Genomic DNA, 23,909 nt, shown 5'->3' on the forward strand with positions numbered 1-23,909 from the left:
CTAAAAACGTTTAAATTATTAATTATGCTTGGCGTATGCTATCTAATTTAAAAGCGCGGGGTAACCCCACGCCTACGACTGTTATAAGCGCATATCTACATTTTGCTTAGGTAGTACGTATTTTAAATCGTAAAGGACATGTTCAGCTTTACCTAGTGCACGAATTTGCACTGCACCCAATTTTTTAAATTCGTTATGGCCTACTGCAAGAATAATTGCATCGTAATTATTTGGTTTGTACTCGTTGGTTAAGCTTAAACCATATTCACGCTCAGCCTCTTCGTTTGAACACCACGGGTCTAATATATCAACATTAATGTTATATTCTTTAAGCTCGCTTACTATGTCGACCACTTTTGTATTACGTAAATCTGGGCAATTTTCTTTAAAGGTTAAGCCCATGACAAGTACGTTAGCGCCATCAACATAAATACGCTTTTTAAGCATCTTTTTTACAAGTTCAGATACGACATGCTTGCCCATACCATCATTCAAACGACGACCCGCTAAAATCATTTCTGGGTGGTAACCTACGCTTTGGGCTTTATGTGTTAGGTAGTAAGGATCGACCCCAATACAATGCCCGCCTACTAGACCAGGGCGAAATGGCAGGAAATTCCATTTAGTTCCCGCTGCTTCTAATACTTCAAGCGTGTCTATACCTAGTTTATTAAAAATAATTGAAAGTTCATTAATTAGTGCAATATTTACATCGCGCTGTGTGTTTTCAATTACTTTTGCAGCTTCAGCAACCCTAATAGAGCTTGCTTTATGTGTGCCTGCGGTAATTACTGATTTATAAAGTTGATCTACTTTTTCAGCTATTTCTGGCGTTGATCCACTTGTTACCTTTAGTATGTTAGTTACGCGGTGCTCTTTATCACCCGGGTTTATACGCTCTGGTGAGTATCCAGCAAAAAAGTCTTTATTAAATACGAGGCCTGATACAAGCTCAACCACTGGTAAACATTCCTCTTCTGTCGCACCTGGGTAAACCGTAGACTCATAAATAATTATGTCGTTCTTTTTTACAACATTACCAAGCATTTCACTCGCTTTAATTAACGGAGTTAAATCTGGCTGCTTATGCTCATCAATTGGCGTAGGCACTGTAACAATGTATACATTACAACTTTCTAAATCTGCGACAGCTGAAGAGAAACTAAGTTGTGGTGAGTCTTTAAGCTCTTCATCACTTACTTCAAGCGTAGAGTCATGGCCTGATTGTAACTGGTCAATTCGAGCCTGATTAATATCAAAACCTAAAACGGGGAATTTTTTGCCAAACTCAACAGCTAATGGTAGACCTACGTAACCTAATCCAATAATTCCAAACTTGATATCTTTAAGATTTACATTCATTTCCAGACTCCTTTTGTGTCGATTAAATAGTCAGAGTGAATTTTAATATTTTTAAATTCAATATGATCAACAAGCAATAAGTGTATATCGGCGGTATTCATAGCCGATTCAAACGAAGTTAACTTAAATGTATCTATATTAGTTGGTATTTCGTTAATATTGGGCTCAATAGCTAAGACTGTACCGACATGAAAATTAGAAATATCCTTTGTAATATTTAAAGCAGGACTCTCACGTAAATCATCAATATCTGCTTTAAAAGCTAGACCATAACAAGCGATGGTAACATCTTTAGCTGTTTTATTTGGATTGCTTTGTAAAAAGTCCGCGATAGCTATTTTCACCTTACTAATTACCCAGACAGGTTTACTATCGTTAACTTCACGAGCAGTGTGAATAAGCCTAGCCTCTTCCGGGGTTTTACTAACAATAAACCAAGGATCTACTGCAATACAGTGTCCTCCCACACCGGGGCCTGGCTGTAAAATATTAATTCGAGGATGACGATTAGCGAGTGATATAAGCTCCCAGACATCAATATCTAACTTATCACAAATAATAGATAGCTCATTAGCAAATGCTATTTGTACATCACGACATGAATTTTCAGTGAGTTTTGCCATTTCAGCAGTACGGGCATTAGTAATTACACACTCACCTTGTACAAATGTATTATATAACTCAACAGCCCTAGCAGAACACTTTGCCGTCATGCCACCAATTACACGATCATTTTCTACAAGTTCACGTACAACATGACCTGGCAAGACCCTCTCAGGGCAATGAGCTACGTTTACATCTGCATTTTCACCCGCTACCTGTGGGAATGACAAATCAGGGCGTGCATCAGCTAACCACTCAGCCATTTGTTCAGTAGCACCGACTGGTGATGTAGACTCGAGTATTACTAAGTCGCCTTTTTTAAGTACAAGTGCAATTGCCTCACTGGCTTTTTTTATATAGCTTATATCTGGCTCAGGGATTGAATAGTCATTCTTATTATTAATAGCATTTTTAAAAGGAGTCGGTACAGCAATTAAAAATGCATCGGCAGATTCTGGTACTGTTACTGCTTTTAAATACCCTTCAGTAACTGCAGCATGTACTATCATGTCTAAATCAGGTTCTACTATATGTATTTCACCACGGTTAATTGTATCAACCGTATGTTGATTTACATCAACACCTATTACATTTTTTTTACGTGATGCAAACATAGCTGCTGTTGGTAAACCGATATAACCTAAACCAATAACGGAAATAGTACTGAATGACATGGGATACTTGTCCTTTATTTTTAACTGCGAGTTTCACAATACTTATGAAACATATTCAATAATTTTTCAAAAAATACGGAAAAACCATACGTATAATAACTAAAATAAAAATGACATGAACATTATGAAGGCTTCATTTTTTTAAATTAGCTCGGTTACATATCTAATACTTATAACCACCTAAAACATCACAAATACGCTGACAAGCTTGACCATCACCATATGGATTATGGGCACGACTCATCTTTTTATATGCTGTTTCACAGGTTAACAATTCATTTAGTGCAAATGTAATTTTATCAACATCAGTACCAACAAGCCTGACAGTGCCTGCATCAACGGCTTCTGGCCGCTCTGTAGTATCACGCATAACAAGCACTGGTTTGCCTAAACTTGGCGCCTCTTCTTGAATACCACCGGAGTCAGTTAAAATTATATGTGAACGATTCATTAAATATACAAAAGGCAAGTACTGCTGTGGTTCTATAAGATGTACGTTGTCTACATCTTTTAATATCCGCTTTACTGGCTCTTGTACATTCGGGTTTAAATGCACAGGATAAAGTATTTGTGTATTAGGGTGTGCTTTAGCTGTTTGCGCTAAAGCCTCACAAATACGTTCAAACCCACCACCAAAACTCTCACGACGATGACCCGTTACTAAAATAAGCTTTTTACTTTCATCAAGCATAGGGAACTTTGACGCTAATGCATTGCTCAGTTCTACATCCCCTTCAACTTGCTGCTTAACCAGTAATAAAGCATCAATAACTGTGTTACCCGTTACAAAGATATTTTCATCTGCATAATTCTCTTTAACTAAGTTAGCCTTTGATATTTCAGTTGGCGCAAAGTGGAGCTTAGTTAATGCTCCTGTTAGCTTCCGGTTAGCTTCTTCAGGCCAGGGAGAATAAATATTACCAGTACGCAGCCCTGCTTCGACGTGCCCTACATCTATCTGCTCGTAATAAGCAGCTAAGCTCGCTGCAAAAGTGGTGGCAGTGTCTCCATGAACAAGTACTATATCTGGCTTAAAAGCCTTAAGTACTGGAGTCAATTCTTGCAAAATTCGACTAGTTACTTCAGGTAGTGTTTGCCCTACTTTCATTAAGTTTAAATCGTAGTCTGGTACGATTTTAAAAAGGTCCAGTACTTGATCTAGCATTTCACGGTGCTGAGCAGTTACACAAACCTTTGCCACAAAGCGACTATCATTTACTAGAGCATGAACCAATGGAGCCATTTTAATTGCTTCAGGTCGAGTGCCAAATACAGTTAATACTTTCACTTTTATGTCCTTTGTGAGCATTTTATTATTTATCAGCCATCATTGTAACAATGATTAAATTACAGCACTAATTTAATACAGTGAAAACGTCTAAGTTAATTCAATTTCAAAGAAAAATACTTACAATTACCACCAATTAACTACTTGTCTGATTTATATTCATAATTGTAGTAGCCGTAATAGCCGTAAGCATTACTGGCCTTTTTAACTACACCATTAAACACCAAGCCTTTTACGTCTATACCATTTTGCTCAAAGCGATTTCTAGTTAGCTCTATTTCACGCAAGTGGTTTTGCCCAAAACGCGCCACAAGTAATGTGGTGCCCGTATGGGCGCTTACTATTGCAGGGTCTGTTACAGCGAGTATTGGCGGAGTATCAATAATTACTATATCGTAAGCGGCATTTATCTCTTCAATTAATTTGCTAAAGTTTGAATGCATTAATAATTCAGATGGGTTTGGTGGTATTTGCCCACGGGTAATAACACTTAAGCCTTCAACCTTAGTGGGTTTAGTTACTTGCTCTAAATTTAAACGGCCCGACAGATAGTCACTTAAGCCGTCGTCCCACTTTAAACCGAACTGCGTTTGCAAGTAACCTTTACGCATATCGGCATCAATAATAAGTACTTTTTTACCACTTTGAGCCAACACCGCGGCTAAATTAACTGATATAAATGACTTACCTACACCCGGGCTTGGGCCCGATATTGCAATAATATTATTTTTAGATTCCATCATCGCAAAGTGTAAGCTCGTACGCAGGCTTCGTAGTGCCTCAATTGCTAAATCGGCAGGGTTGTCGAGCGCAAGTATTGATTTAGGTTTGCCCACTTTATTTTTTTTGGTTCTTACTGTAAAGCCTGCTAGTTTATCTTGAAAATCTGAGTGCGGCACACTTGCGTAAACAGGTATTCCAAGCGCTTCTATCTCTGCAGGGTCTTCTACGCCTTTATGTATCGCTTTTTGAATCAATACAATTGCTACAGCTAAAAACCCACCAAGTAGTGTTGCCACTATAGCTATAAGCGCCTTTTTAGGTTTCACTGGTTCAGTCGTATCAACCGCGGCTATATCTACAACTCGCACATTACCTACAGTACCAGCACGCACAATATCAAGCTCTTGCGTTTTACTAAGTAGTAACATGTAAATTTCGTTACCCACTTCAACATCACGCGTTAAACGAAGTAACTCTTGCTGTGTTTCGGGTAGATTGCTTATTTTAGAAGTAAGTAATTTTTTTTCGGTTTCAATAGATTCAATTTGCTTAATAACACCTTGATATGCTGGATGTTCACGCTTAAATTTGCGACTTAATTCTAAGCGTTTCAAATCAAGTTCTTGCAGTGTTGTGTCTAGTTCTACAATCTGCTCAAGCACCGCTTGAGTTTCTAGAGTTATATTTACAGACTTTCGTTGTTTTTGGTAATCATTAAAACGCTGTTCTGAACCTTCAAGTTGTTTTTTTACTTCAGGCAACTGTACTTCTAAAAAATCGAGAGATTTTTTAGCCTCGGCGCTGTTACGCTCTACATTACGGCGCACATAAATATCAGCAACTTTATCGAGTACTTTTGCTGCATGAGTAGAACTTTTATGTTCGTACGCCAAAGTAATAATACCTGAGTCTTTACCTTTTTCACTGGCAGATATTTCTTGCTGCAAATCGATTACTGTTCGATAACGGTTATTCTTAATTAAAGTAAATGTTGTACCAGGGCGTGCATTTAAACTGCGTACTGTAAGTTCATAATATCCACTGCTTTCATCCTGACCCACTTTACCCGTAAGTACAGTGTCTCCATCAGGGTTAATTAATTCATACTGCGCATTTTTATTTACAACTAATTCAAATTCTTTATCTTCAAACGCTGTTGGTACTACAAATCTAAATACATTAATTGCTTCGCCGCCCCAAGCATAGCTACTAGCGCCTAGCATTGGTTCCGCTATATCATTTTCTTTTTCGGCTACAAACCCCCTAAAAAAACGCCCTCCAATAACAGGGAATAACTTTGGTTCGGCTACTATATTAAGCTTTAACGAATCAACGGCTTCACCAATAACGCTGCGCGACTTTAATAGTTCAATTTCGGTTACAGCTTCGCTTGAACTCTCAAACATGCCAGCCATGTCATCTAAACCAGGAACGGAAGGGCTACTTTCTTCAACTTGTATTAGGGCTGTTGCCTTGTAAATAGGCGTACTAAATAAGGCTACTGCGACCCCAATTATTGCAAATACAGCCGTAAATAAAACAATAAAATACTTACGGTCGAGTAGTGTTCCAAATAGAGCCAGTAAGTCGATTTCTTGTTCATTTGATTTATTTTGATTGCTGGTTGGAGCTGTCGGCTTAGGATTCATTAACTTTGCCATTCCTTATAAATACTTTTGCCAAGCGCTGCATGCGCTGTCGATTAATGTGTAAACGTGTTCAAAAGCCTCTTGGCTTTGGCGGTATGGGTCGGGGATTTCGGCGTTATTAATCCATTTACCTAGTAAAAATGTTTTACCGCGCGCTTCAGGATAACGCGCATGTACGTCGTTTAAATGGCGTTCTTCCATAACCAGTATTACGCTATTTTGCGCGACTAAGCTTGATGTAAGCTTCTGCCCTTGGTGAGCATCCATATTAACACCATGAGCGAATGCTATTTGTTTGGCTTTTGCATCTGCGGGTTTGCCTTCAAGCGCTGTTAAACCCGCTGATGATACTTTAATATTTTTACCTTCGAGCTTTGCTTTTAATACATACTCACCGGTTGGGCTGCGGCAAATATTACCCGCACACACTATTAAGACAGAATCAAACATATCCATTAACCCTTAATTGGCGCTTATATCATCTAAACTATCAACGGTAGCTACCGATGGTAATAATAAACTAATTACACGGTTCCAACGAGCTAGTGGCGCTGATGTTACATATATAATGTCATGCGGTTGTAGTTCAAATTGCTCGGCCAATACCATTGCTGCTATATTTTTAGCATGTAGTTGATATACATCGGCAATAATTCCACTTTTCTCAGTATTGCTTTTACGCATTACAAATATGCCATTGGCGTCGGCTGTATTTTCGTTCAAACCACCTGAGGTACTTAACGCTTCAGCCAAGTTTAAACCATAACGATTAAGTGTTACTGTACCGGCTCTTTTTACATCACCTAATACAAACACTTTTTGTGCGTCGTTACGACTAACATGCACTATATCACCGTTTTGTAATAATCTGTTTTGCGAAATGTCGCCATGAGCATAAAAATCATCGAGTTTAATAACTTCTGTTTTATTGCCTCGGGTAAATGTTACTGTTCGCCAATCAGCTGCACTAGTTAAACCACCGGCTTGGTTTAAGGCATCGATTAAAGTTAGCGGCACTTCTGTTACAGGGTATATACCTGGCTGTTTTACTTCACCAGTCACATACGCTTTTTGACTTCTAAACCCTACTATTTTCATATCTACCTGAGGGTCTTCAATTACTCGGCTTAAACGCTCGACAAGTTCGTTACGAACTTCACTTACAGTGCGCCCCACCGCTGGTATGTTGGGTGCATATGCGTAAGTTATAGTGCCATTTTCTTGCACTCTAAAGCCGTCAAACTCTGCTGTTCGTTGTACCGCTGCAGGTATTGTTAGCTCAGGGTGGTCCCATACGCCAATAGTTAATACATCGCCAACACCTAGTTTATATTCGTAGTTGCTTGTGTTTATGTTATTTAAACTAGATATAGGCCTAGCAGCTACTCGCGCTTGTTTTTGAGTATTAATTAACGACGAATCAATAATTTGAATATTTACTTTTTCGAGATCTTGTTCGAGGTTTTGTGTTTGCTCGCCAGGGGCAACCCCCTCAAAATGGCTACCAGGGACTATAGTGCAACCGGTAATTGATAATAATGCGAGTATTGTTGTGAGTGACTTACAGCTTAACGCCATTGTAGAATCCCAATTTTTTTAATATTGCACTTACTCACCGACCTTGGTGAGTACTTGTATTTTTAACTGGCTAATTAAAGCATGGCTATAGTAGCGGCGCAAGATACGACTGTTCAGTAAACGCGCAACCAGTTAAATAAATGTGAAAAGCAGGCCCTAAAAAAGCCTCTTTAGCATATTATTCTTATATTTCCACCTTCGCCCTATCCTCTACCCCTAGTTAAAAGTTTGCGTACTGATTTATTTTCAACCTAAAATTTCAGTGCTGCGTTTACTTTTTAACGAATATATTTACTGGTAGTATTAAATGAGCTGGAATAAATAACTTAAAAATAAAATAGCTTGTTTAGCGCCACAAGCTTTAACCAGTACTTTAGTGAAAAACTTAAAAATACTTTACCTATTGATTAAAAAGCCGATTATTATTCTCTTTTATTAATCAAGGCTATTGCTAGCTTTCTATAGTAAGGATGTAAATTGAGTGAGGGCAGATTGTACTTGGTTAAGAAGGGGTGTGCAAATAACGCTGTAGGGAATATAGGTGCAAAGTAAATTTGCACCTATATTCATTTAGTTACTAGTTGCCGTTGGTAAAACCGTAATGTTAGATTGTGTATTATATTTTTGCTTCCAGTTTAAGTCGCAAATACCATCTGTTGGTGAAAATGCAGTTGGTGCTGTTAACAATAATTTACGTATTTCAGGATGATCAGACTCATCACATGCAATTTTAAGTTTATCTAAAAACGGATCAAGCTCTGCCCATGGCATTTTTATTTCTTGCGCGCTTAAAATTCTAGGGTGCTCAGTACCAATAACATTATCGCCAATAAGTAGCTCTTCAAAAAGCTTTTCGCCAGGTCGTAAACCGGTGCATTTTATTTCTATGTCGCCATTCGGGCGTTTTTCATGTTTTACCTCAAGCCCAGATAAATGAACCATTTTGGTTGCTAAATCTTTAATTTTTACAGGCTCACCCATATCGAGCACAAATACATCACCTCCCACCCCCATTGCACCAGCCTGAATAACTAGTTGAGCAGCTTCAGGAATGGTCATAAAATAGCGGGTTATGTCTTGATGGGTGAGTGTTATTGGGCCACCCGCTTTAATTTGTTTTCTAAAAAGTGGCACAACAGAACCCGATGAACCTAAAACATTACCAAATCTAACCATGGTGAAACGTGTTGTACTTTGAATTTCAGATAAACCTTGCAAGACAAGCTCAGCCATACGTTTTGTTGTCCCCATTATGTTGGTTGGGCGTACTGCTTTATCTGTAGATATAAGTACAAAAGTTTCTACGTTAGTGAATATTGCAGCCGTTGCTACATTGTATGTGCCATAAACATTATTACGTACACCTTCTACTACATTGTGCTCAACTAAAGGAACGTGCTTATATGCAGCCGCATGATAAACAGTTTGTACATCAAAAGTTGAGAATGTTGACTCTACTAGTTTTTTATTTTGGATTGACCCAAGTATTGGCAAAACTTCTATATTTAAGCCATTGCTAATGCAATATTCAGATAACTCTTTTTCGATTGCGTATAACGCAAATTCAGAAAGTTCAAATAACACTATTTTAGTAGGGCTACTTTTTACTATTTGCCTACAAAGCTCAGAACCAATTGAACCACCAGCTCCTGTCACCATAACAACTTTATTAGCTATATTTGCCGCCATCAAATCATCTCTAGGTTCAACGGAATCACGCCCAAGTAGATCTTCTATTTCAACGTCTTTTACTTCATCTAAATTGTTAGTCCCAGACACAATATCAGCCATGCCTGGGATGGTCATTACCTGTAGTTTAAATTTTTCAATCGCATTTAGTATTTCTTTTCTGCGGCTACGCGATGTACTAGGTAACGCTAGTAAAATTTTGTTGGCACACTTTTGCTTTGCAATTGCAGCTATTTGCGAGGGAGCATGTACACAAATACCTTGTATTAGCGATAAATGTTTTTTCGGATCGTCATCTATAAAAGCAACAGGAGAGTATTCAGGACCATTGGCAAGTGCTGTAGCAAGTTGACGTCCAGCTGAGCCTGCACCGTATATTATTACGCCTTCTTTGCTACGCATAGTAATTTGCCCAACTACGGCACGTACTGTCAACCTTGCGCCACCTACAAATAAAATACAAAAACTAGCATAAATAAAAGGAACGGTGCGTGGTACTGGCGCACTTAGAAAAAAAGATAAAACAGTCAAATAAACAGTTGAAAGTATAACTCCTGCAATAATTGCCCACATAGCCTGAGAGTTCATATAACGAAGTACTGCTCTGTATAAACCAAGTTTTACAAAACTTAATAAACTTAATGGAAGTAAAGCACAAAGCAATGTCCATGTATGTGTGCTTTTCAGGACAGCCGTACTATCTAGCCTTAACAAAAATGCAAGCCAAAAAGCAACTACTATAAATACACTATCAATGAGGAGAGAAACAACTCTTTTTTGGGGACGAGGTAAATTAACTAAGAATTTTAAAAACACAATACATTTCCCTGAAGTTAGCAGCGCCACTACTATTCTATTGATTACAATTTTACTACAAGATGAACAACTATTGCACTTAATAATTAAAGACTATATATAAATATTTATATAGTCTTTATGTATTTGGTTGTTTTTTGTAAACAAACGTTATCAGCGAATGTTAGCCTTTGATTATAAAGACGCCAAACCCAAAACTTCCCTTATAACCTGTAGCATTTTATCCATTTCACCTTTACTCAAGGTTGGATGGACCAAAAGCATAAGTGAAGTTTCTCCTAGCTCTACTGCATTTGGTAAACGTTTTTCAGGCCTCCATGAGGTATCATCAAATGCTTTTTCAAGATAAACCTCAGAACAGCTGCCTTGAAAACAAGGTACACCACGCTCAACTATTTCGTTTACTATACGATCGCGATCCCAACCATCAACTAAGTACTCAGGTTTAACAAACATGTAATGTTTATATTCAGCATGTTCGATATACTCTGGCACTTTAACTAATCTTACACAATCGAAGCTATCTGCTGCTTTATCCAGCTGTGCAGCATGCGATTGCCGTTTTGCAGTCCAATCACTCATTCGAGTTAACTGGATTCGCCCTAGCACTGCTTGCATTTCAGTCATGCGCCAATTCGTACCAAAACTCTCATGCAGCCATCTAAAACCAGGAGGATGCTGTCTATTGTATATTGCATCAAAGCTCTTACCGTGATCTTTGTAGCTCCACATGGTTGACCATAACTCTTTTGAGTTAGTCGTTACCATGCCGCCCTCGCCGCCTGTTGTCATAATCTTATCTTGGCAAAAGCTCCATGCACCGATATGCCCAATACTACCAACCGAGCGGCCTTTATACTTTGCACCATGTGCTTGTGCGCAATCTTCAATTACATAAAAACCATGTTCTTTACTGAGCGCCATTATTTCATCCATTTCAGCTGGCATGCCCGCTAAATGAACAACAATAACCGCTTTTGTTTTTGGTGTAAGCACTCCTTTTATAGATTCGGTAGTAATAGCTTGGCTATTTAGATCTACATCAGCAAATACGGGAGCAGCACCAGCAGTTACAATACTTGAAGCAGATGCCAAAAATGTTCGTGGAGTAGTTATTACTTCATCACCAGTGCCAACACTTAAAGCTTTAAGTGCTAAATCGAGTGCTAAAGTGCCATTACCAAGTGCAATTGCGTACTCGCTATCAGCCCACGCAGCAAATTCTTTTTCAAATTCACGACCTTCAGTACCAGTCCAATAATTTACTTTATTCGACAAAACTACCCGGCTAACTGCATCGGCTTCTTCTTGCGTAAAATTAGGCCAAGGGGAAAATGGGGTGTTTAACATGATAATCCTATAAAATATGATAAGGCTTAACTATTTTCTGAAACTTTAGTGCAAGGAGAGCCGTAAGCAATTACACCAGATGGTATATCTTTAACAACCAAACTACCTGCACCAATTAATGTATTATCGCCAATATTAATAAGTTGTTTTACTTTACTTCCAATACCTAGCCAACTACTTCGCCCGACGCTAACCCCGCCAGCTAATGCAGTGCCTGGGCAAATATGCGTAAAGTCACCTATTTTACAATCATGCTCAATTATAGCTGAGGTATTAATTATACAGCCACGGCCTATTACTACAAAAGCGTTAATGACAGCATTAGCAGCTATAACAGACCCAGAATCTATTTGAGCATATTTACTTATAATTGCACTTGGGTGTATTAGGATTGGAAGTGTGTAGCCATTTTTGGCTAACGTTTTAATTTTTTCTTCTCGAGTATTATTGTCACCTATAGCAACAGCAACATTCATGTTGTTACTAGGTACATTAAGCAAATCTGAAAATGTACCTACAACAGACCAATGCTCTATATTTTTTTTATTAGGATATGCGTCATCATAAAAGCTAACACTAAAGCCTAGCTGCTCCGCAATATCAGCTATTATTTTACCGTGGCCGCTAGCCCCTAAAATAGCCAGCGTTTTTAAAGCTGGCTTAGTCATTATTAGAACCTTTAAAAGGTTCAATAGTGACGTGCCCATCAGCACTGATGCCCTCTCTTACAAAAACTTTTTTTACTGTTAACAGTAATATTTTCATATCGAGGAGGAGACTTTGATTGTCTACATACCATACATCAAGCTTAAATTTTTCATCCCAGCCAATTGCATTACGACCATTTACTTGTGCCCAACCAGTTATACCAGGTCTTACATTGTGGCGTTTAACTTGTTCTGAATTATACAGCGGTAAATACTGTACTAGTAGTGGTCTTGGCCCAACTAAGCTCATATCGCCTTTGATAACATTAAACAAACCAGGTAGCTCGTCTAAACTAGTTGAGCGTAAAAAAGCACCAAATTTAGTCATCCTTTCGTTATCTGGAAGCAAGTTACCGTGCTTATCTTTGGCATCGAGCATGCTTCTAAACTTCATCATTTTAAAAATATAGCTATTCAAACCAGGACGATTTTGAGTAAACAATATAGGTGAACCTAATTTTAAACGAATTAATATCGCAACTATAATTATTAATGGTAATAAAGTAAGCAATACACTGAGGGCAACTATAAAATCGAAGGTGCGCTTCATTTCTTTACTCCGGTAACCCAAGCCACCCACTTATCCGCTAAATTATGACGATTAAAATCGCGCTTAGCCAGAACTTGTGCTCTTTCACCCATCTCAGGTAATAACTCCCTATTATCTGCGGCATTTATTAATGCGTCAGCAAATGCTATTACATTATCAGGTTCAATTGCGTATCCACAATTATTATCTTTAATCATACTCGCTAACCAACCCGGATAATTGTTAAGTACAGGTAAACCAGCTGAAATATAATCAAAAAACTTATTTGGCGATGTACCGTAATAAAAAGCGGGTATATTCGTTAATAATTGCAAGCCAATGTCAGCCCCTTTCATTAATTCTGCTAGCTTACTTTTATTAACTGGTGGGTGGAATATCACATTATCCAACTTTTCTAATTCAGCTCGAGCCTGCAAGCTTTGCTTTAACTTACCTTGACCAACAAGTACCAGTTTAATATCGTCACGACCACGTACCTTTAGTTCAGCTGCTGCATCCAATGCAGCATCCAAGCCATTGGCTTGTCCGTGAGTACCAGTAAATACAGCCATTAAATCTGTATCAGCTACACCATCAGGCCGCCAGGGGGTAACATCCTCAGCAAATATAGTTAAATCACATCCATTTGGTACTATTTCTATTTTACTTGCTTTTACACCGCATTTTTTAATACCTTCAACGATACCGGGCGATAAACCTATACAGCGATTAGCAGAGCGGTACGAGCACCACTCAAGCATAGACATTGCAGCTAAAACTAAGGGGTTTTTTATCACTCCCATCTCTTTTGGTAGTTCAGGCCATAAGTCCCGAACCTCAAATACGAAAGGTTTACCTCGTAACCAGCGTGCAAATATGCCAGGTATTCCAGCAGTCAGAGGGGTTGTAGTTGCAAAAAGAACATCATATTTGTACGTTAGCGCTATACCGACACTCTTAGTTGCAAACTTTAAAAATGTGCCAGCACGTTTTACTAACCCATCAGCATTAGAATAAGCTAAATCAAATTCAATTATATGAATACCATCAACCACTCCTTCCCTGCGACCTTTGATAAAGCTGGGAGTTAAACCCGTTTCTCCACCGCCATAACTACCACACACCATAGTCACTTGATGTCCATGTTTTAATAACCGCTGTGCCATTTCATAAGAACGGATGCCTGTAGAGCCGCTAGGCGTAGAAAAGTGCTGATGAAAATATAAAACATTCATAATTAAAATTTTACTTCCGTGGTCAATGTTCCAGGCTCGTTAACTTCTATTTCGAGTACTGGTATTTCAATTTCTTGGTGGTAATAGCGAGATTCAAAACCTGTAGTTAGTTCAATACGAGTTATATTCATATTCGCCGAAAAATCAATTGTGCAAAATTCACTTACAAGGCTATCCCCTGCTAATGTCCAATCTATTGGAGAAAGCCGAAAACGCAGTACAGCCTTTTGCTTAAATCCACTAATAGTGTCTTGTACGGTTAATAAATGTGGCTGTAAACTAATCACGCGTATATGTTTGCAGCCAAATCTATCTTTATACCCAGCACTAATTTGTTGCTCGCTACCTGCAACTATGAGAGTTTTCTTATGAATAGTTTTTACCCAGTCACCTAGTAAAAAACGGCTCAAACGAGGCATTTGATCGTGCGAATCAAATTCAATCGTATTATGACTTTTTACTCCACCATAATAATCAATATATTTTTTCCCAGCATTGTAGCTAAATGTGCCTCCATCGCGAAATATATTTTGATCATTCAACCAAAAATCGATGTGCAAGGCATCACTCTGACTGGGTCTAAACTTAAACATGGGGTAGTTAAAATAAAGCGCAGCGTTTGCCGCGCTCAAATAAGTATAGCCACCATCTGTAAAGTCTTTTGCAACTTTGTTTGCTATACATTGGTTAGGTTTTTCTAATTTTAGCCACTTAAGTGGCACATTAAAATCACCACTAAAATTATACGCCGCTTTTTTGAAAAACAATGTACTGGCAAGCTGAACACTCGGCCTAAAGTCTCTATAATCAGTACTTGTTAGCGGAATTAAGCGTGCCCCGTCGTTAGCACCAAGATTTGGAGCATCTCCAGATATAGAGTCTGTAAAATAAAATAACCAATTGGTAGCAGCTTTTAACTTTATATACAAAGGCTCTGAAAACGAAGGTAGGCTGTGTTTTTGGCGCCATACTTCGGAAAAACTATAGGTATCGAGCATAACTCGGTGGTAATTTACAGAGTGTTGGCTAAAGCTTCCATCTGTTTCAATTAATTTCTTAGATCTATTCTCAAGCCACTTTAAACCCTGTTTCTGCCATTTAACACCGTCATTATCACCGTTTAGTACTAACCACGAACCGCCAATATAAAGCGCCGCAGCTTCAGAAGTTCCATGATTGTTATCTTGAGCAACCGCGTACATAACAGTAGGCGATATTCTCTTTAAATGTGCTTTAATTAAACTTAATAGTGCTGGAGTCGTATTTTGGGTTTGTTTTAGCAATAAAGCGGCTAGAGCTAAATGCATTACCCTTATTGAAGCTTCTTGTCCACACTTCCAATTAACTCCGTTGTAGGGAGGATTGCTCTTAACCCAGCCGGTCACCCAGACATTTAACTTAATAAGAGCGCCTTTATCGCCGCTTGCTACTTGTTGAGCAAAACTGACGACCCAATCAAAGCGTGATGCTTCCCAAACGCCTTTAATATCACCTAACTGCTCATCAAAGTCCCCAATTAAATACCAAGGTATGTCACAAGGAGTTAACTCTTTATTTAAACAGCTTTGATGCCAATTGGGAATTTCAGCTCTACCTGATTCGACACCAAAATAAGTATGCTTATTAAACCACTGAGCATTACATGGGCTATTAACTGTAGGACCTACATATGGAGTAAAAAAGTCACCTGATTTAATTTCAGAGGTAATATTTTTTACTTTATTAAACCCTGTTTTTAGCCCAAGCTGATACGTAAACACTCGGGCTAGGTTTGGTAAACCTAATCCGAGTGCTGTTTTAACTTTGATTAAATTCATTTTTGTATGCGCAACTGCTCTGCAACATCAATGGTTATCTTAGCAACTTCAAATAACTCATCAGCCGGTATTGGTGCTGTGGTACCTTTTTTTATAGAATCAATGAAGGCTGCCGAGCAAGTTGTTTGGCCCTTATCTTGTTTCCATAAATTAAGCTTCTTAAACCCTTTCCAGCCAAAACCTTTAAGTTTTATAAAGTTATCCAACTGCAATGTCCCGCCCGCTGCAAACACTTCGATTCTTTCTTTTGGAAAGCTAGCAGCACCATTTGCTAAATAATGAATAGTTCCAAATGATCCATCAGCAAAGCCAAGAATAATTGCCGCTTTATCTTCTGTTATATCAACTGCGTTGGTGTCACCCATTCTACGAGCTTGAACACTTACAATTTCACTACCAGCTAAGTAACGCATTAAATCGATAAAGTGACAGGCCTCACCAATAATGCGTCCACCTCCAACATTATTATTTTGCGTCCAATGATCGGCTGGAATGCTGCCAGCATTCATTGTCATAATAAATGATTTAGGCTCTTTAATCGGTGCTAATAGTGCTTTCATTTTTTGTATTTGAGGTGAAAAACGTCGATTAAAACCAACCATCAATTTAGGTGGTTTTTCTGCTTTAATAGCATCCTCATAAGCAGTCTTAACTTCGGCTAGTTCTTCATGAGTTATTGCTAACGGTTTTTCTACAAATACGTTTTTGCCTGCCTTAAGCGCTTGTTGAACAAAATATGCATGGCTATTATGCTGAGTAACAATAGCAATAGTATTGATGCTTGAATTTTCAATCATACTCTGTGTATCAGTGGTCGCCTCGCTGAAGCCTGCCTTCTCACCATGAATTACACCGTTAATACCACCAGAAGTTGAAATACTATGAAGTTGCGCTCCCGCTTTTTTAAAGGCAGGGATCAACATACGTGATGCATAGTTGCCAGCACCAATAAAGCCGACTATAGCATCATCGGGTTGATACTCAGGTGCTGCTTTTAAATTTATGATTCTTTCATGACGACTTACTGAATCAGATTCAAACTGTAGCAAAATACCCAAAGCACTTTTATCTGTTGTTAATAAATCATAGGCATCATTTGAGTATTCGAATTTAAATCGATGTGTAATTAATGGCTTAACATCGACTTGACCACACGACATCATATCAAGTATTGCTTCAAAATTACGCTGCTCAGTCCAGCGCACAAATGCTAGTGGGTAATCATTACCTTGCTCTTCGTAACTAGGATCATAACGGCCAGGGCCATAAGAACATGAAACCTGAAAAGTCAGCTCTTTTTCATAAAAGTCAGCACGATTTAGTTCAAGGCCAATTACCCCCACTAAAATAATACGGCCACGTTTACGACTCATTCTAGCTGCTTGGGTTGCAGGGTCGTTTGATTTAGTTGAGGCTGTAATAATTACACCATCTACGCCAACCCCGCGACTAAATGTCATCCCAGCGGCAACTGGGTCTTCACCTTTACCGGGGTTGCAAATTTCTGCGCCAAACTGCTTAGCTAAATCAAGCTTTGATTGGTCAAAATCAATTGCTAATACTCTACATCCCTGAGCCCTTAGCATTTGAACTGTTAACAAACCAATTAGGCCAACACCTGTAACAACAAAACACTCACCCATTGTTGGGTTCGCTAAACGTATGCCTTGTAGACCAATACTTGCAACAACTGTAAAAGCAGCTTCTTCATCAGAAACATTACTCGGTATTTTTGCAACTAAGTTTTTTGCAACTCGCACTACGTCAGCATGAGGCCCATTAGATACAACTCGGTCACCAGCTTTAAAACTCTCCGCACCTATTCCTGCGCTTTCAACTACACCTACATTGCAGTAACCCAACGGTAATGGCTGAGCAAGCTTAGACTTCACAGCATCAACTGTAGTCATCAAACCATCCGTTTGTACTTTTTCAAGCACCATTTTAACTTTATCAGGCTGGGCACGTGCTTTATCAATTAGGTTAGCTTTACCAAAATCAACGAGCATTCTCTCAGTACCTGCAGATATGAGCGTAGTTGTAGTGTTTATCACTACATTATTTTTTGTTACCTGGGGAGCAGGAGCTTCAACTATAGTTGAGCCCCCTTTGGCCATATCTTGTAATATTTGTTTCATTTATAAATGCTCTATTAATACTCTTTTTAAATCTTCGAAAGAATCATATTCATAAATCACACACCCTTTTGGACGAGCGATTGAATTAGAAGCTATAGTCAAGCAAGAAAAATATAATGCTTCTCTCACACTAACGCTATCGCCATCTGTTGGTGTTAACCTTAAACAAATTGGCTTTTTCTTAAACACGGGCCAAAGTTGATGTTGGCCAGTTAAAATACAAAGGCGACCTGATTGAGTATGTTTATCTATTAATTTTTTACACTCATCAGACAATACCTCTGGTTCGTATAAACCTATAACCAATAATAATTTCATGCTAGGTATAGCATCAAGCAGTTTTAAACTTGTCCCTACACCATATAAATCTTCCCCTTCATAAGGAATATATTTCCAAGCAGAATTAACCGTAAAACAACCATCCTCTATAAAGTTTTTTACAGGTCGTGGATAATTTTCAACTATAGAATTATGCTCTGACTCGTCAGGTGCTACGAAAGGTGATATCAACTTTACATTAAACTGAGGTGGATAAAAAAAGACTAACTTCGGATTAACAACATAAACTCCGTGACAATATTTTAAAATAGCTAATAGTAGCTTTTTCTTAATACCGCTATAGTGTCTTGAAGCATTATGATCGATAAAAACACTATTTCTTATCTTCCCTAAAAATAAAAATGCTAAAACAACATATAAATTAAGAGAGTTAACCTCATACTTTTGAGCTTTTGAGTTAAACAAATTAAATAAAAAGTTCTTTTCTGAGAAATCTAATTTTGTAACTTGCTCTGAAGTTTTGAGTAATTCAGCGTAACGTCTTGTAACATAAACACTAACGCCACCGATTGGTGGTGGAAACCTTCCAGCAACACATATACTCATAATAACCTGATCACTTAAATTGAATTTATAAAAAATATCTATTTTGCATATTATGACATTAAGTACTTATTGCGTCCCTCTTTCATATAAAAAATTAATCATTGAGTAGTTTTATATATTTTTTTAAAACACTTTCAGACTTAAAATTCTCTGTTGCATAATATTTAGCATTTTCACACAACTGCTGATATTCAATAGAATCAATTTTTGTGGCAGCCTCTAAACAACGCGATAACTCAATAGGCTTTTCTAAATCAACTAAAAAACCGGCAGAAGAATCTTTTAAAATAATTTCATGATCAGAAATATTGCCAAGTATTGTTGGAGTACCTGTTGCTAACGCCTCTGCAACTGAGTTAGACGATGACTCGAATTTGGACGGATGAATTAACATGAATGAACTCTCTAATACGTGTGGAATATCCTCAGACGGACCACGAAACACTAAATTTTCAGTTAAATCATGCTGCTGTAATAAATTTTCAACTTCTTTAAATTCATCCGATTTTATAATTCGACCATACCAATATATTTTAGGTACTGGAGATAAAAAATTTGTTTTATATAATATAAGCGCTTCTGCAATATATCTGAAATTTTTAAATGGCGTGGTATGCGCTACAACAGTGAATATCCGCTCCTCAATGGCTTTAGGATTGATTTCAATGTCAAAAAAAGGCTCTGGCATAGCATTGGGGATATAAACAACATTTTTGTTAACATGAACTAACTTTAATTTCTCAGATTGAACAATTGAATTTGAAGTGATGTTTTTACATACGCCATGAAATTTGTATCTTATTTTACTTAAAAGGCCTGTTGGCATTAGCTCAAGTGAGGTTCTTTCTGAATAAGTAAGTGTTATTTTTTTCACATAAAACAAACTCGCCAACTCCAAATAAAATGCAGGAGTGTTTAAAAAAGCAAGAGCGCTTTTATAATTATACTTATATAATAAACCGAGCAATTTAAATACCACAGAGAAACCAAGCTTATTGGATTTAACCGCTTCATGAACCACAACTCGATTATTTAAGTTAGCTCTGTGATGTGTAAACTCGGGGTAGTATATTAATATATGAACATTTTCACCTGCTTCAACTAACCCGTTAGCAATATTAACAATTTGCCTTTGTGCGCCACCTGAACCGAAATGATCAATAACTAGCAATATTGGAATTTTTTTTTTCATCATTAAGCTTATTTTTTATCTAAAACAATACAACCTGGAGATAGAACTACAATAGAATTATCCAGAATATCTTGATTAACGACAGCGTTAGCTGTCAATAGACACATTATTTCCTATCGTTATCTTCCCCAACACTTTTGCTTCTGGTGCGGTATAAACATTATTTCCAATTACTGGAACTCCTCGTCTATCTCCTTTCCCAGAAATTCCGATTATAACACCTTGCGATAGATTAACATTTTTACCTATCTTTGTTTGGCTAGAAACGACAACCCCTCCATGATGCTCGATATAAAGGCCTGTATCTATATTTTCAACCCGAGGAATCTCAATTCCCCACTTACTGCACATACGATGATACTGAAAAAACACCATGGCTCTAAAAAGATACGAATTATATATTTTGCTTAACCCATTGCCCATACCGATACGTTACGATTGCGTGAAAACCGGGGTTCTATAGCAGCCTATATTTTCTTCAATCGACCGCCTAGAACTAACTCATAAGTACGTCGCCAATCATCTTTGAGCATTTTTCATTCCCATTTCTTTTTGTGATAAGAAGATTAAAATTAGTAAAATTAACGGATAAATTATTTTAGTAATGAATGGTTCTTTGAACTCAATTATAAATAAAGGCATAAAAAAAACGATACACAACAGCTTGTTGACTGAGTTATCTAACTTTAAAATACTGCGGACTAAGTAAAAAAAGAAACTACCGTAAAATAAAATAGAAACGACTAACCCAAAACCATAATAAGTTTGAACATACCCTATATCACTGCCTGAGGCATTTAGACCATTAGCTTTTGCAGCCAACCCAGTGCCTATGATAGTGGTTATTTCAAGAGCTGGTATAGGCATTTTAGCTAATGCGCCAGCAGTTGCATCTTCTCCCTTTAAAAAAATCGAAAAAGAACGTTCTAATGGGTAAGCTATTGCCTCCCAATCAATTTCTAAGCTAAAATATAAAATAAATAAACTAAGAAAAAATGTCAGTACTATAAAAAACGTATGTTTCAAATTGCTCGATGCTATTATAAAAAAAATAAGAATATAAAATAAACTAAGAAACAAACCTAACTTACCTACCAAAATGCAAGATGCACTCATAAACAAAGATATAAATAAATATAATAATTTACGCTTTAACATTGTTGAGCGCCAGTAAAGCGCCATAGAAGCAAAAACACCCACTGATATAGTCAACGCTAAACTTGCACCAGATCCTGTAGAAAAGCCTGGTACTCTAAATGGGTCAGTGAAGGGAATGTTGCCGCCCTCAACCATAACTGTTGAAAGCCAATCTCTGTATCCAGGAAATATAAAAGAAATAAATATCATTACCGATTGTATACAACAGCAAATCACAATTACTTTTAAGAGGTGCCGTACATCATTAAAAAAAAATGATGCTGCGGCCGCCATATAAAGAGTAAAAACTAAAAACACTATTATTTTACTCAACATCCCAAAATCTGTAGATAAAAAAATAACTTGAAAAATAACATACAAGAAAACTGAGAATTGGAAAAAATAAAAGATTACATTTCTTTCAATATCCTTTTTAAAAAAATAAAGTAATTTTAAGCCAATAGTTAAAGTACATAGTAAAAAAACGAGCCGCGTAGCTGGCATCCACTCAAATTTTAAAAACTTTAATTGAAATAAATAGAAAAATGTTAAAACCAACAATAAAGACTTAAACAAAAAGCCTTCTTGAGATGTTTTAATTGTTAGCTTTGGTAGTTTCATTGTTCATCTAACCAAGCATTAAACATTAAAATTGACCATAGTAATGTTCCCCAGTTATTGACTTTGCTTTGGTGTTGTTCCCACATCTTTGCAACGAAAGTAACATCAAAAATATCATCTCGCTTTAATCTTGATGGGCAAAGTAAATTGTTAGCCCACTCATTCAAAGCACCTCTTAGCCAATCGTCAAGCGGAATAGCAAACCCCATTTTTGGACGCTCAATTAATTTTTTAGGTACTTTTTTATACAGAAGCTCTCTTAATAAATATTTCCCTTTTCCATCAAATCTATGAACACTAACAGGGATTTTTTTTGAAAATTCTACAATATTATGATCAAGTAAAGGAATACGCCCTTCTAGGCTCGAGCCCATGAAAGCTCGATCAACTTTTACTAAAATATCATCTGGTAAATATTGCATAGAATCAGCATTCATCATGTGACTATATAAATCATACTCAGCTTGCTCATCATAAGCTGAAAAAATGGGCAAAGCCCCTTTTACAAGTGATTCTACATTCATAAGGGTAGATACTGAGCGCTTATAAAAAGAATTAAAATCAGTACAACCTAAATAGTCCAAACTTCGTATTAGTCCATGGGTACTTTTACCCATAGCTTTAAAGTTATGAACATTATTTAAAACATTAATATGTTTACTTGTACTATTTATTAAGCCACGGATTGGCTCTGGAATTTTGCTAACCTTATTCCAGCGTTGGTAAGTTCTCTCATAACGACTATAGCCACAAAATAACTCATCACCGCCATCGCCAGATAACGCCACTGTTACTTTTTGTTTTGCTAAAGCTCCTACTATATATGTAGGTAACTGCGATGAATCTGCAAATGGTTCATCATAAACAAGTGGGAGTTTGGGAACTACTGATAACAAATCAGACTGGTCTATATAATGCTCTGTATGATTTGTACCTAAATGGTTTGCTATTTCTTTAGCAAATTTAGCTTCATTATACTTAGGATCTTTGAAACCAATTGTGAAAGTATTAATTGGTTTAGAGGACTGAGATTGCATATAAGATGTAATTAAAGACGAGTCAATTCCGCCAGATAAAAACGCCCCAAGAGGCACATCTGCTTGAGATTGTTGCTCTACACTTTTACTGATTAATACATCTAGTTCACTTAATGCTAATTTTGGATCATTTATTCTATCTTTATTTTTATATGTTTCACTCACGTTTTTAAATGACCAATATGCGGCTGGCGGACTAGCTATTGTTTCATTATCTCTAAGATCAATAGCTAAAAAATTACCTGGCATTAATTTTTTAGTGTTTTTATAAACACTAAAAGGTGCAGGAATATAACCATGTCTTAAATATAATCCAATAGCATTCCTATCTAGCTCTTTATCAAAAAGAGGATGCTGAGTTAAGCAACCTAATTGCGAACCAAAAACAATACCACTCGGTAGAATCGAATAATAAAGAGGTTTTTCACCCATGCGATCGCGAGCTAAATATAATTGTTTGTTTTCTTTATCCCACAAAGCAAAAGCGAACATGCCTGTAAATTTATTAAGTGAGGCTTCCACTCCCCACTTTTCAATACAGGCTAATAATACTTCTGTATCAGATTCACTTTTAAACACACTTCCCGATGCTACAAGCTCTTCTTTAAGCTCTAAGAAATTATAAATCTCGCCATTGAATACAACAACAAACCGATTTGAATGGGAGTGCATAGGCTGATGACCTAGCGGAGATAAATCATGAATAGATAAGCGTTGATGCCCAAAAGCAACGCCATCCTCTATCCAAGTACCTGAATCATCGGGTCCTCGATGATTAATTTTACTTAACATATCCCTAACTACAGATTCCGCTCCAAAATCTATAGTCTTCTTTATACTTATAAAACCGGCAAAACCACACATGCAAAAGTCTCTACT

The 23,909-nt window shown here is 37.3% G+C and carries 18 protein-coding genes; all 18 read right to left on the reverse strand.

All coding sequences use genetic code 11. From position 1 onward, the window contains the following. Positions 1-81 precede the first annotated feature (81 nt). The gene (gene tviB, locus LOS73_RS18815) at positions 82-1,362 is read right to left on the reverse strand and encodes a Vi polysaccharide biosynthesis UDP-N-acetylglucosamine C-6 dehydrogenase TviB (RefSeq protein ID WP_457934132.1); all 1,281 of its coding nucleotides are present in this window, start codon (positions 1,360-1,362) and stop codon (positions 82-84) included. Then, the gene (gene wecC, locus LOS73_RS18820) at positions 1,359-2,639 is read right to left on the reverse strand and encodes a UDP-N-acetyl-D-mannosamine dehydrogenase (RefSeq protein WP_457934133.1); all 1,281 of its coding nucleotides are present in this window, start codon (positions 2,637-2,639) and stop codon (positions 1,359-1,361) included. Before wecC ends, tviB begins: the two co-directional genes overlap by 4 nt. 163 nt (positions 2,640-2,802) lie before the next feature. Further along, positions 2,803-3,927 carry a non-hydrolyzing UDP-N-acetylglucosamine 2-epimerase gene (gene wecB, locus LOS73_RS18825; RefSeq protein WP_457934134.1) on the reverse strand — a complete coding sequence of 375 codons (1,125 nt, stop codon included), beginning with the start codon at positions 3,925-3,927 and terminating at the stop codon, positions 2,803-2,805. Positions 3,928-4,067: 140 nt separating this feature from the next. Beyond that, a complete protein-coding gene (locus LOS73_RS18830; protein ID WP_457934135.1) occupies positions 4,068-6,299 on the reverse strand; it encodes a polysaccharide biosynthesis tyrosine autokinase in 2,232 nt (743 codons plus the stop codon). 15 nt (positions 6,300-6,314) lie between these two features. Beyond that, complete coding sequence (locus tag LOS73_RS18835) at positions 6,315-6,749, reverse strand: low molecular weight protein-tyrosine-phosphatase (protein WP_033031294.1); 435 nt, start codon at positions 6,747-6,749, stop codon at positions 6,315-6,317. Positions 6,750-6,761: 12 nt separating this feature from the next. Further along, positions 6,762-7,877, reverse strand: coding sequence for a polysaccharide export protein (locus LOS73_RS18840; protein ID WP_457934136.1), 1,116 nt, complete (start codon positions 7,875-7,877; stop codon positions 6,762-6,764). A gap of 570 nt (positions 7,878-8,447) precedes the next feature. Beyond that, positions 8,448-10,382 (reverse strand): polysaccharide biosynthesis protein, encoded by a 1,935-nt coding sequence (locus LOS73_RS18845; protein WP_033031255.1) that lies wholly within the window; start codon positions 10,380-10,382, stop codon positions 8,448-8,450. 174 nt (positions 10,383-10,556) lie between these two features. After that, positions 10,557-11,732 carry a DegT/DnrJ/EryC1/StrS family aminotransferase gene (locus tag LOS73_RS18850; protein ID WP_033031253.1) on the reverse strand — a complete coding sequence of 392 codons (1,176 nt, stop codon included), beginning with the start codon at positions 11,730-11,732 and terminating at the stop codon, positions 10,557-10,559. A gap of 26 nt (positions 11,733-11,758) precedes the next feature. After that, positions 11,759-12,400, reverse strand: coding sequence for an acetyltransferase (locus LOS73_RS18855; protein ID WP_033031251.1), 642 nt, complete (start codon positions 12,398-12,400; stop codon positions 11,759-11,761). Continuing rightward, positions 12,393-12,989 carry a sugar transferase gene (locus tag LOS73_RS18860; RefSeq protein ID WP_033031249.1) on the reverse strand — a complete coding sequence of 199 codons (597 nt, stop codon included), beginning with the start codon at positions 12,987-12,989 and terminating at the stop codon, positions 12,393-12,395. Before LOS73_RS18860 ends, LOS73_RS18855 begins: the two co-directional genes overlap by 8 nt. Then, a complete protein-coding gene (locus tag LOS73_RS18865; protein WP_457934137.1) occupies positions 12,986-14,203 on the reverse strand; it encodes a glycosyltransferase family 4 protein in 1,218 nt (405 codons plus the stop codon). The genes LOS73_RS18860 and LOS73_RS18865 overlap by 4 nt, the downstream gene beginning before the upstream one ends. A gap of 2 nt (positions 14,204-14,205) precedes the next feature. Continuing rightward, the gene (locus LOS73_RS18870; RefSeq protein ID WP_033031245.1) at positions 14,206-16,020 is read right to left on the reverse strand and encodes a heparinase II/III family protein; all 1,815 of its coding nucleotides are present in this window, start codon (positions 16,018-16,020) and stop codon (positions 14,206-14,208) included. Beyond that, positions 16,017-18,158 (reverse strand): bi-domain-containing oxidoreductase, encoded by a 2,142-nt coding sequence (locus LOS73_RS18875; protein ID WP_033031243.1) that lies wholly within the window; start codon positions 18,156-18,158, stop codon positions 16,017-16,019. The genes LOS73_RS18870 and LOS73_RS18875 overlap by 4 nt, the downstream gene beginning before the upstream one ends. Continuing rightward, complete coding sequence (locus LOS73_RS18880; protein WP_033031241.1) at positions 18,159-19,043, reverse strand: hypothetical protein; 885 nt, start codon at positions 19,041-19,043, stop codon at positions 18,159-18,161. A gap of 94 nt (positions 19,044-19,137) precedes the next feature. Then, positions 19,138-20,238, reverse strand: coding sequence for a glycosyltransferase (locus tag LOS73_RS18885; protein ID WP_081824588.1), 1,101 nt, complete (start codon positions 20,236-20,238; stop codon positions 19,138-19,140). An 84-nt stretch (positions 20,239-20,322) separates the two neighbouring features. Next, positions 20,323-20,658: a hypothetical protein gene (locus LOS73_RS18890; protein WP_457934138.1), complete on the reverse strand. Its 336-nt coding sequence runs from the start codon at positions 20,656-20,658 to the stop codon at positions 20,323-20,325. A 96-nt stretch (positions 20,659-20,754) separates the two neighbouring features. Beyond that, complete coding sequence (locus LOS73_RS18895) at positions 20,755-21,993, reverse strand: hypothetical protein (RefSeq protein WP_033031237.1); 1,239 nt, start codon at positions 21,991-21,993, stop codon at positions 20,755-20,757. Further along, complete coding sequence (gene asnB, locus LOS73_RS18900; RefSeq protein ID WP_033031235.1) at positions 21,990-23,894, reverse strand: asparagine synthase (glutamine-hydrolyzing); 1,905 nt, start codon at positions 23,892-23,894, stop codon at positions 21,990-21,992. The genes LOS73_RS18895 and asnB overlap by 4 nt, the downstream gene beginning before the upstream one ends. Between the last annotated feature and the right edge of the window lie 15 nt (positions 23,895-23,909).

It is taken from the genome of Pseudoalteromonas sp. SCSIO 43210 (assembly GCF_054133285.1).

Coding starts and splice junctions, on each gene's coding strand:
- tviB (WP_457934132.1), bottom strand. CDS start 1,362: ATGAATGTAAATCTTAAAGATATCAAGTTTGGAATTATTGGATTAGGT.
- wecC (WP_457934133.1), bottom strand. CDS start 2,639: ATGTCATTCAGTACTATTTCCGTTATTGGTTTAGGTTATATCGGTTTA.
- LOS73_RS18830 (WP_457934135.1), bottom strand. CDS start 6,299: ATGAATCCTAAGCCGACAGCTCCAACCAGCAATCAAAATAAATCAAAT.
- LOS73_RS18835 (WP_033031294.1), bottom strand. CDS start 6,749: ATGTTTGATTCTGTCTTAATAGTGTGTGCGGGTAATATTTGCCGCAGC.
- LOS73_RS18840 (WP_457934136.1), bottom strand. CDS start 7,877: ATGGCGTTAAGCTGTAAGTCACTCACAACAATACTCGCATTATTATCA.
- LOS73_RS18850 (WP_033031253.1), bottom strand. CDS start 11,732: ATGTTAAACACCCCATTTTCCCCTTGGCCTAATTTTACGCAAGAAGAA.
- LOS73_RS18855 (WP_033031251.1), bottom strand. CDS start 12,400: ATGACTAAGCCAGCTTTAAAAACGCTGGCTATTTTAGGGGCTAGCGGC.
- LOS73_RS18860 (WP_033031249.1), bottom strand. CDS start 12,989: ATGAAGCGCACCTTCGATTTTATAGTTGCCCTCAGTGTATTGCTTACT.
- LOS73_RS18865 (WP_457934137.1), bottom strand. CDS start 14,203: ATGAATGTTTTATATTTTCATCAGCACTTTTCTACGCCTAGCGGCTCT.
- LOS73_RS18870 (WP_033031245.1), bottom strand. CDS start 16,020: ATGAATTTAATCAAAGTTAAAACAGCACTCGGATTAGGTTTACCAAAC.
- LOS73_RS18875 (WP_033031243.1), bottom strand. CDS start 18,158: ATGAAACAAATATTACAAGATATGGCCAAAGGGGGCTCAACTATAGTT.
- LOS73_RS18880 (WP_033031241.1), bottom strand. CDS start 19,043: ATGAGTATATGTGTTGCTGGAAGGTTTCCACCACCAATCGGTGGCGTT.
- LOS73_RS18885 (WP_081824588.1), bottom strand. CDS start 20,238: ATGATGAAAAAAAAAATTCCAATATTGCTAGTTATTGATCATTTCGGT.
- LOS73_RS18890 (WP_457934138.1), bottom strand. CDS start 20,658: ATGGGCAATGGGTTAAGCAAAATATATAATTCGTATCTTTTTAGAGCC.
- LOS73_RS18895 (WP_033031237.1), bottom strand. CDS start 21,993: ATGAAACTACCAAAGCTAACAATTAAAACATCTCAAGAAGGCTTTTTG.
- asnB (WP_033031235.1), bottom strand. CDS start 23,894: ATGTGTGGTTTTGCCGGTTTTATAAGTATAAAGAAGACTATAGATTTT.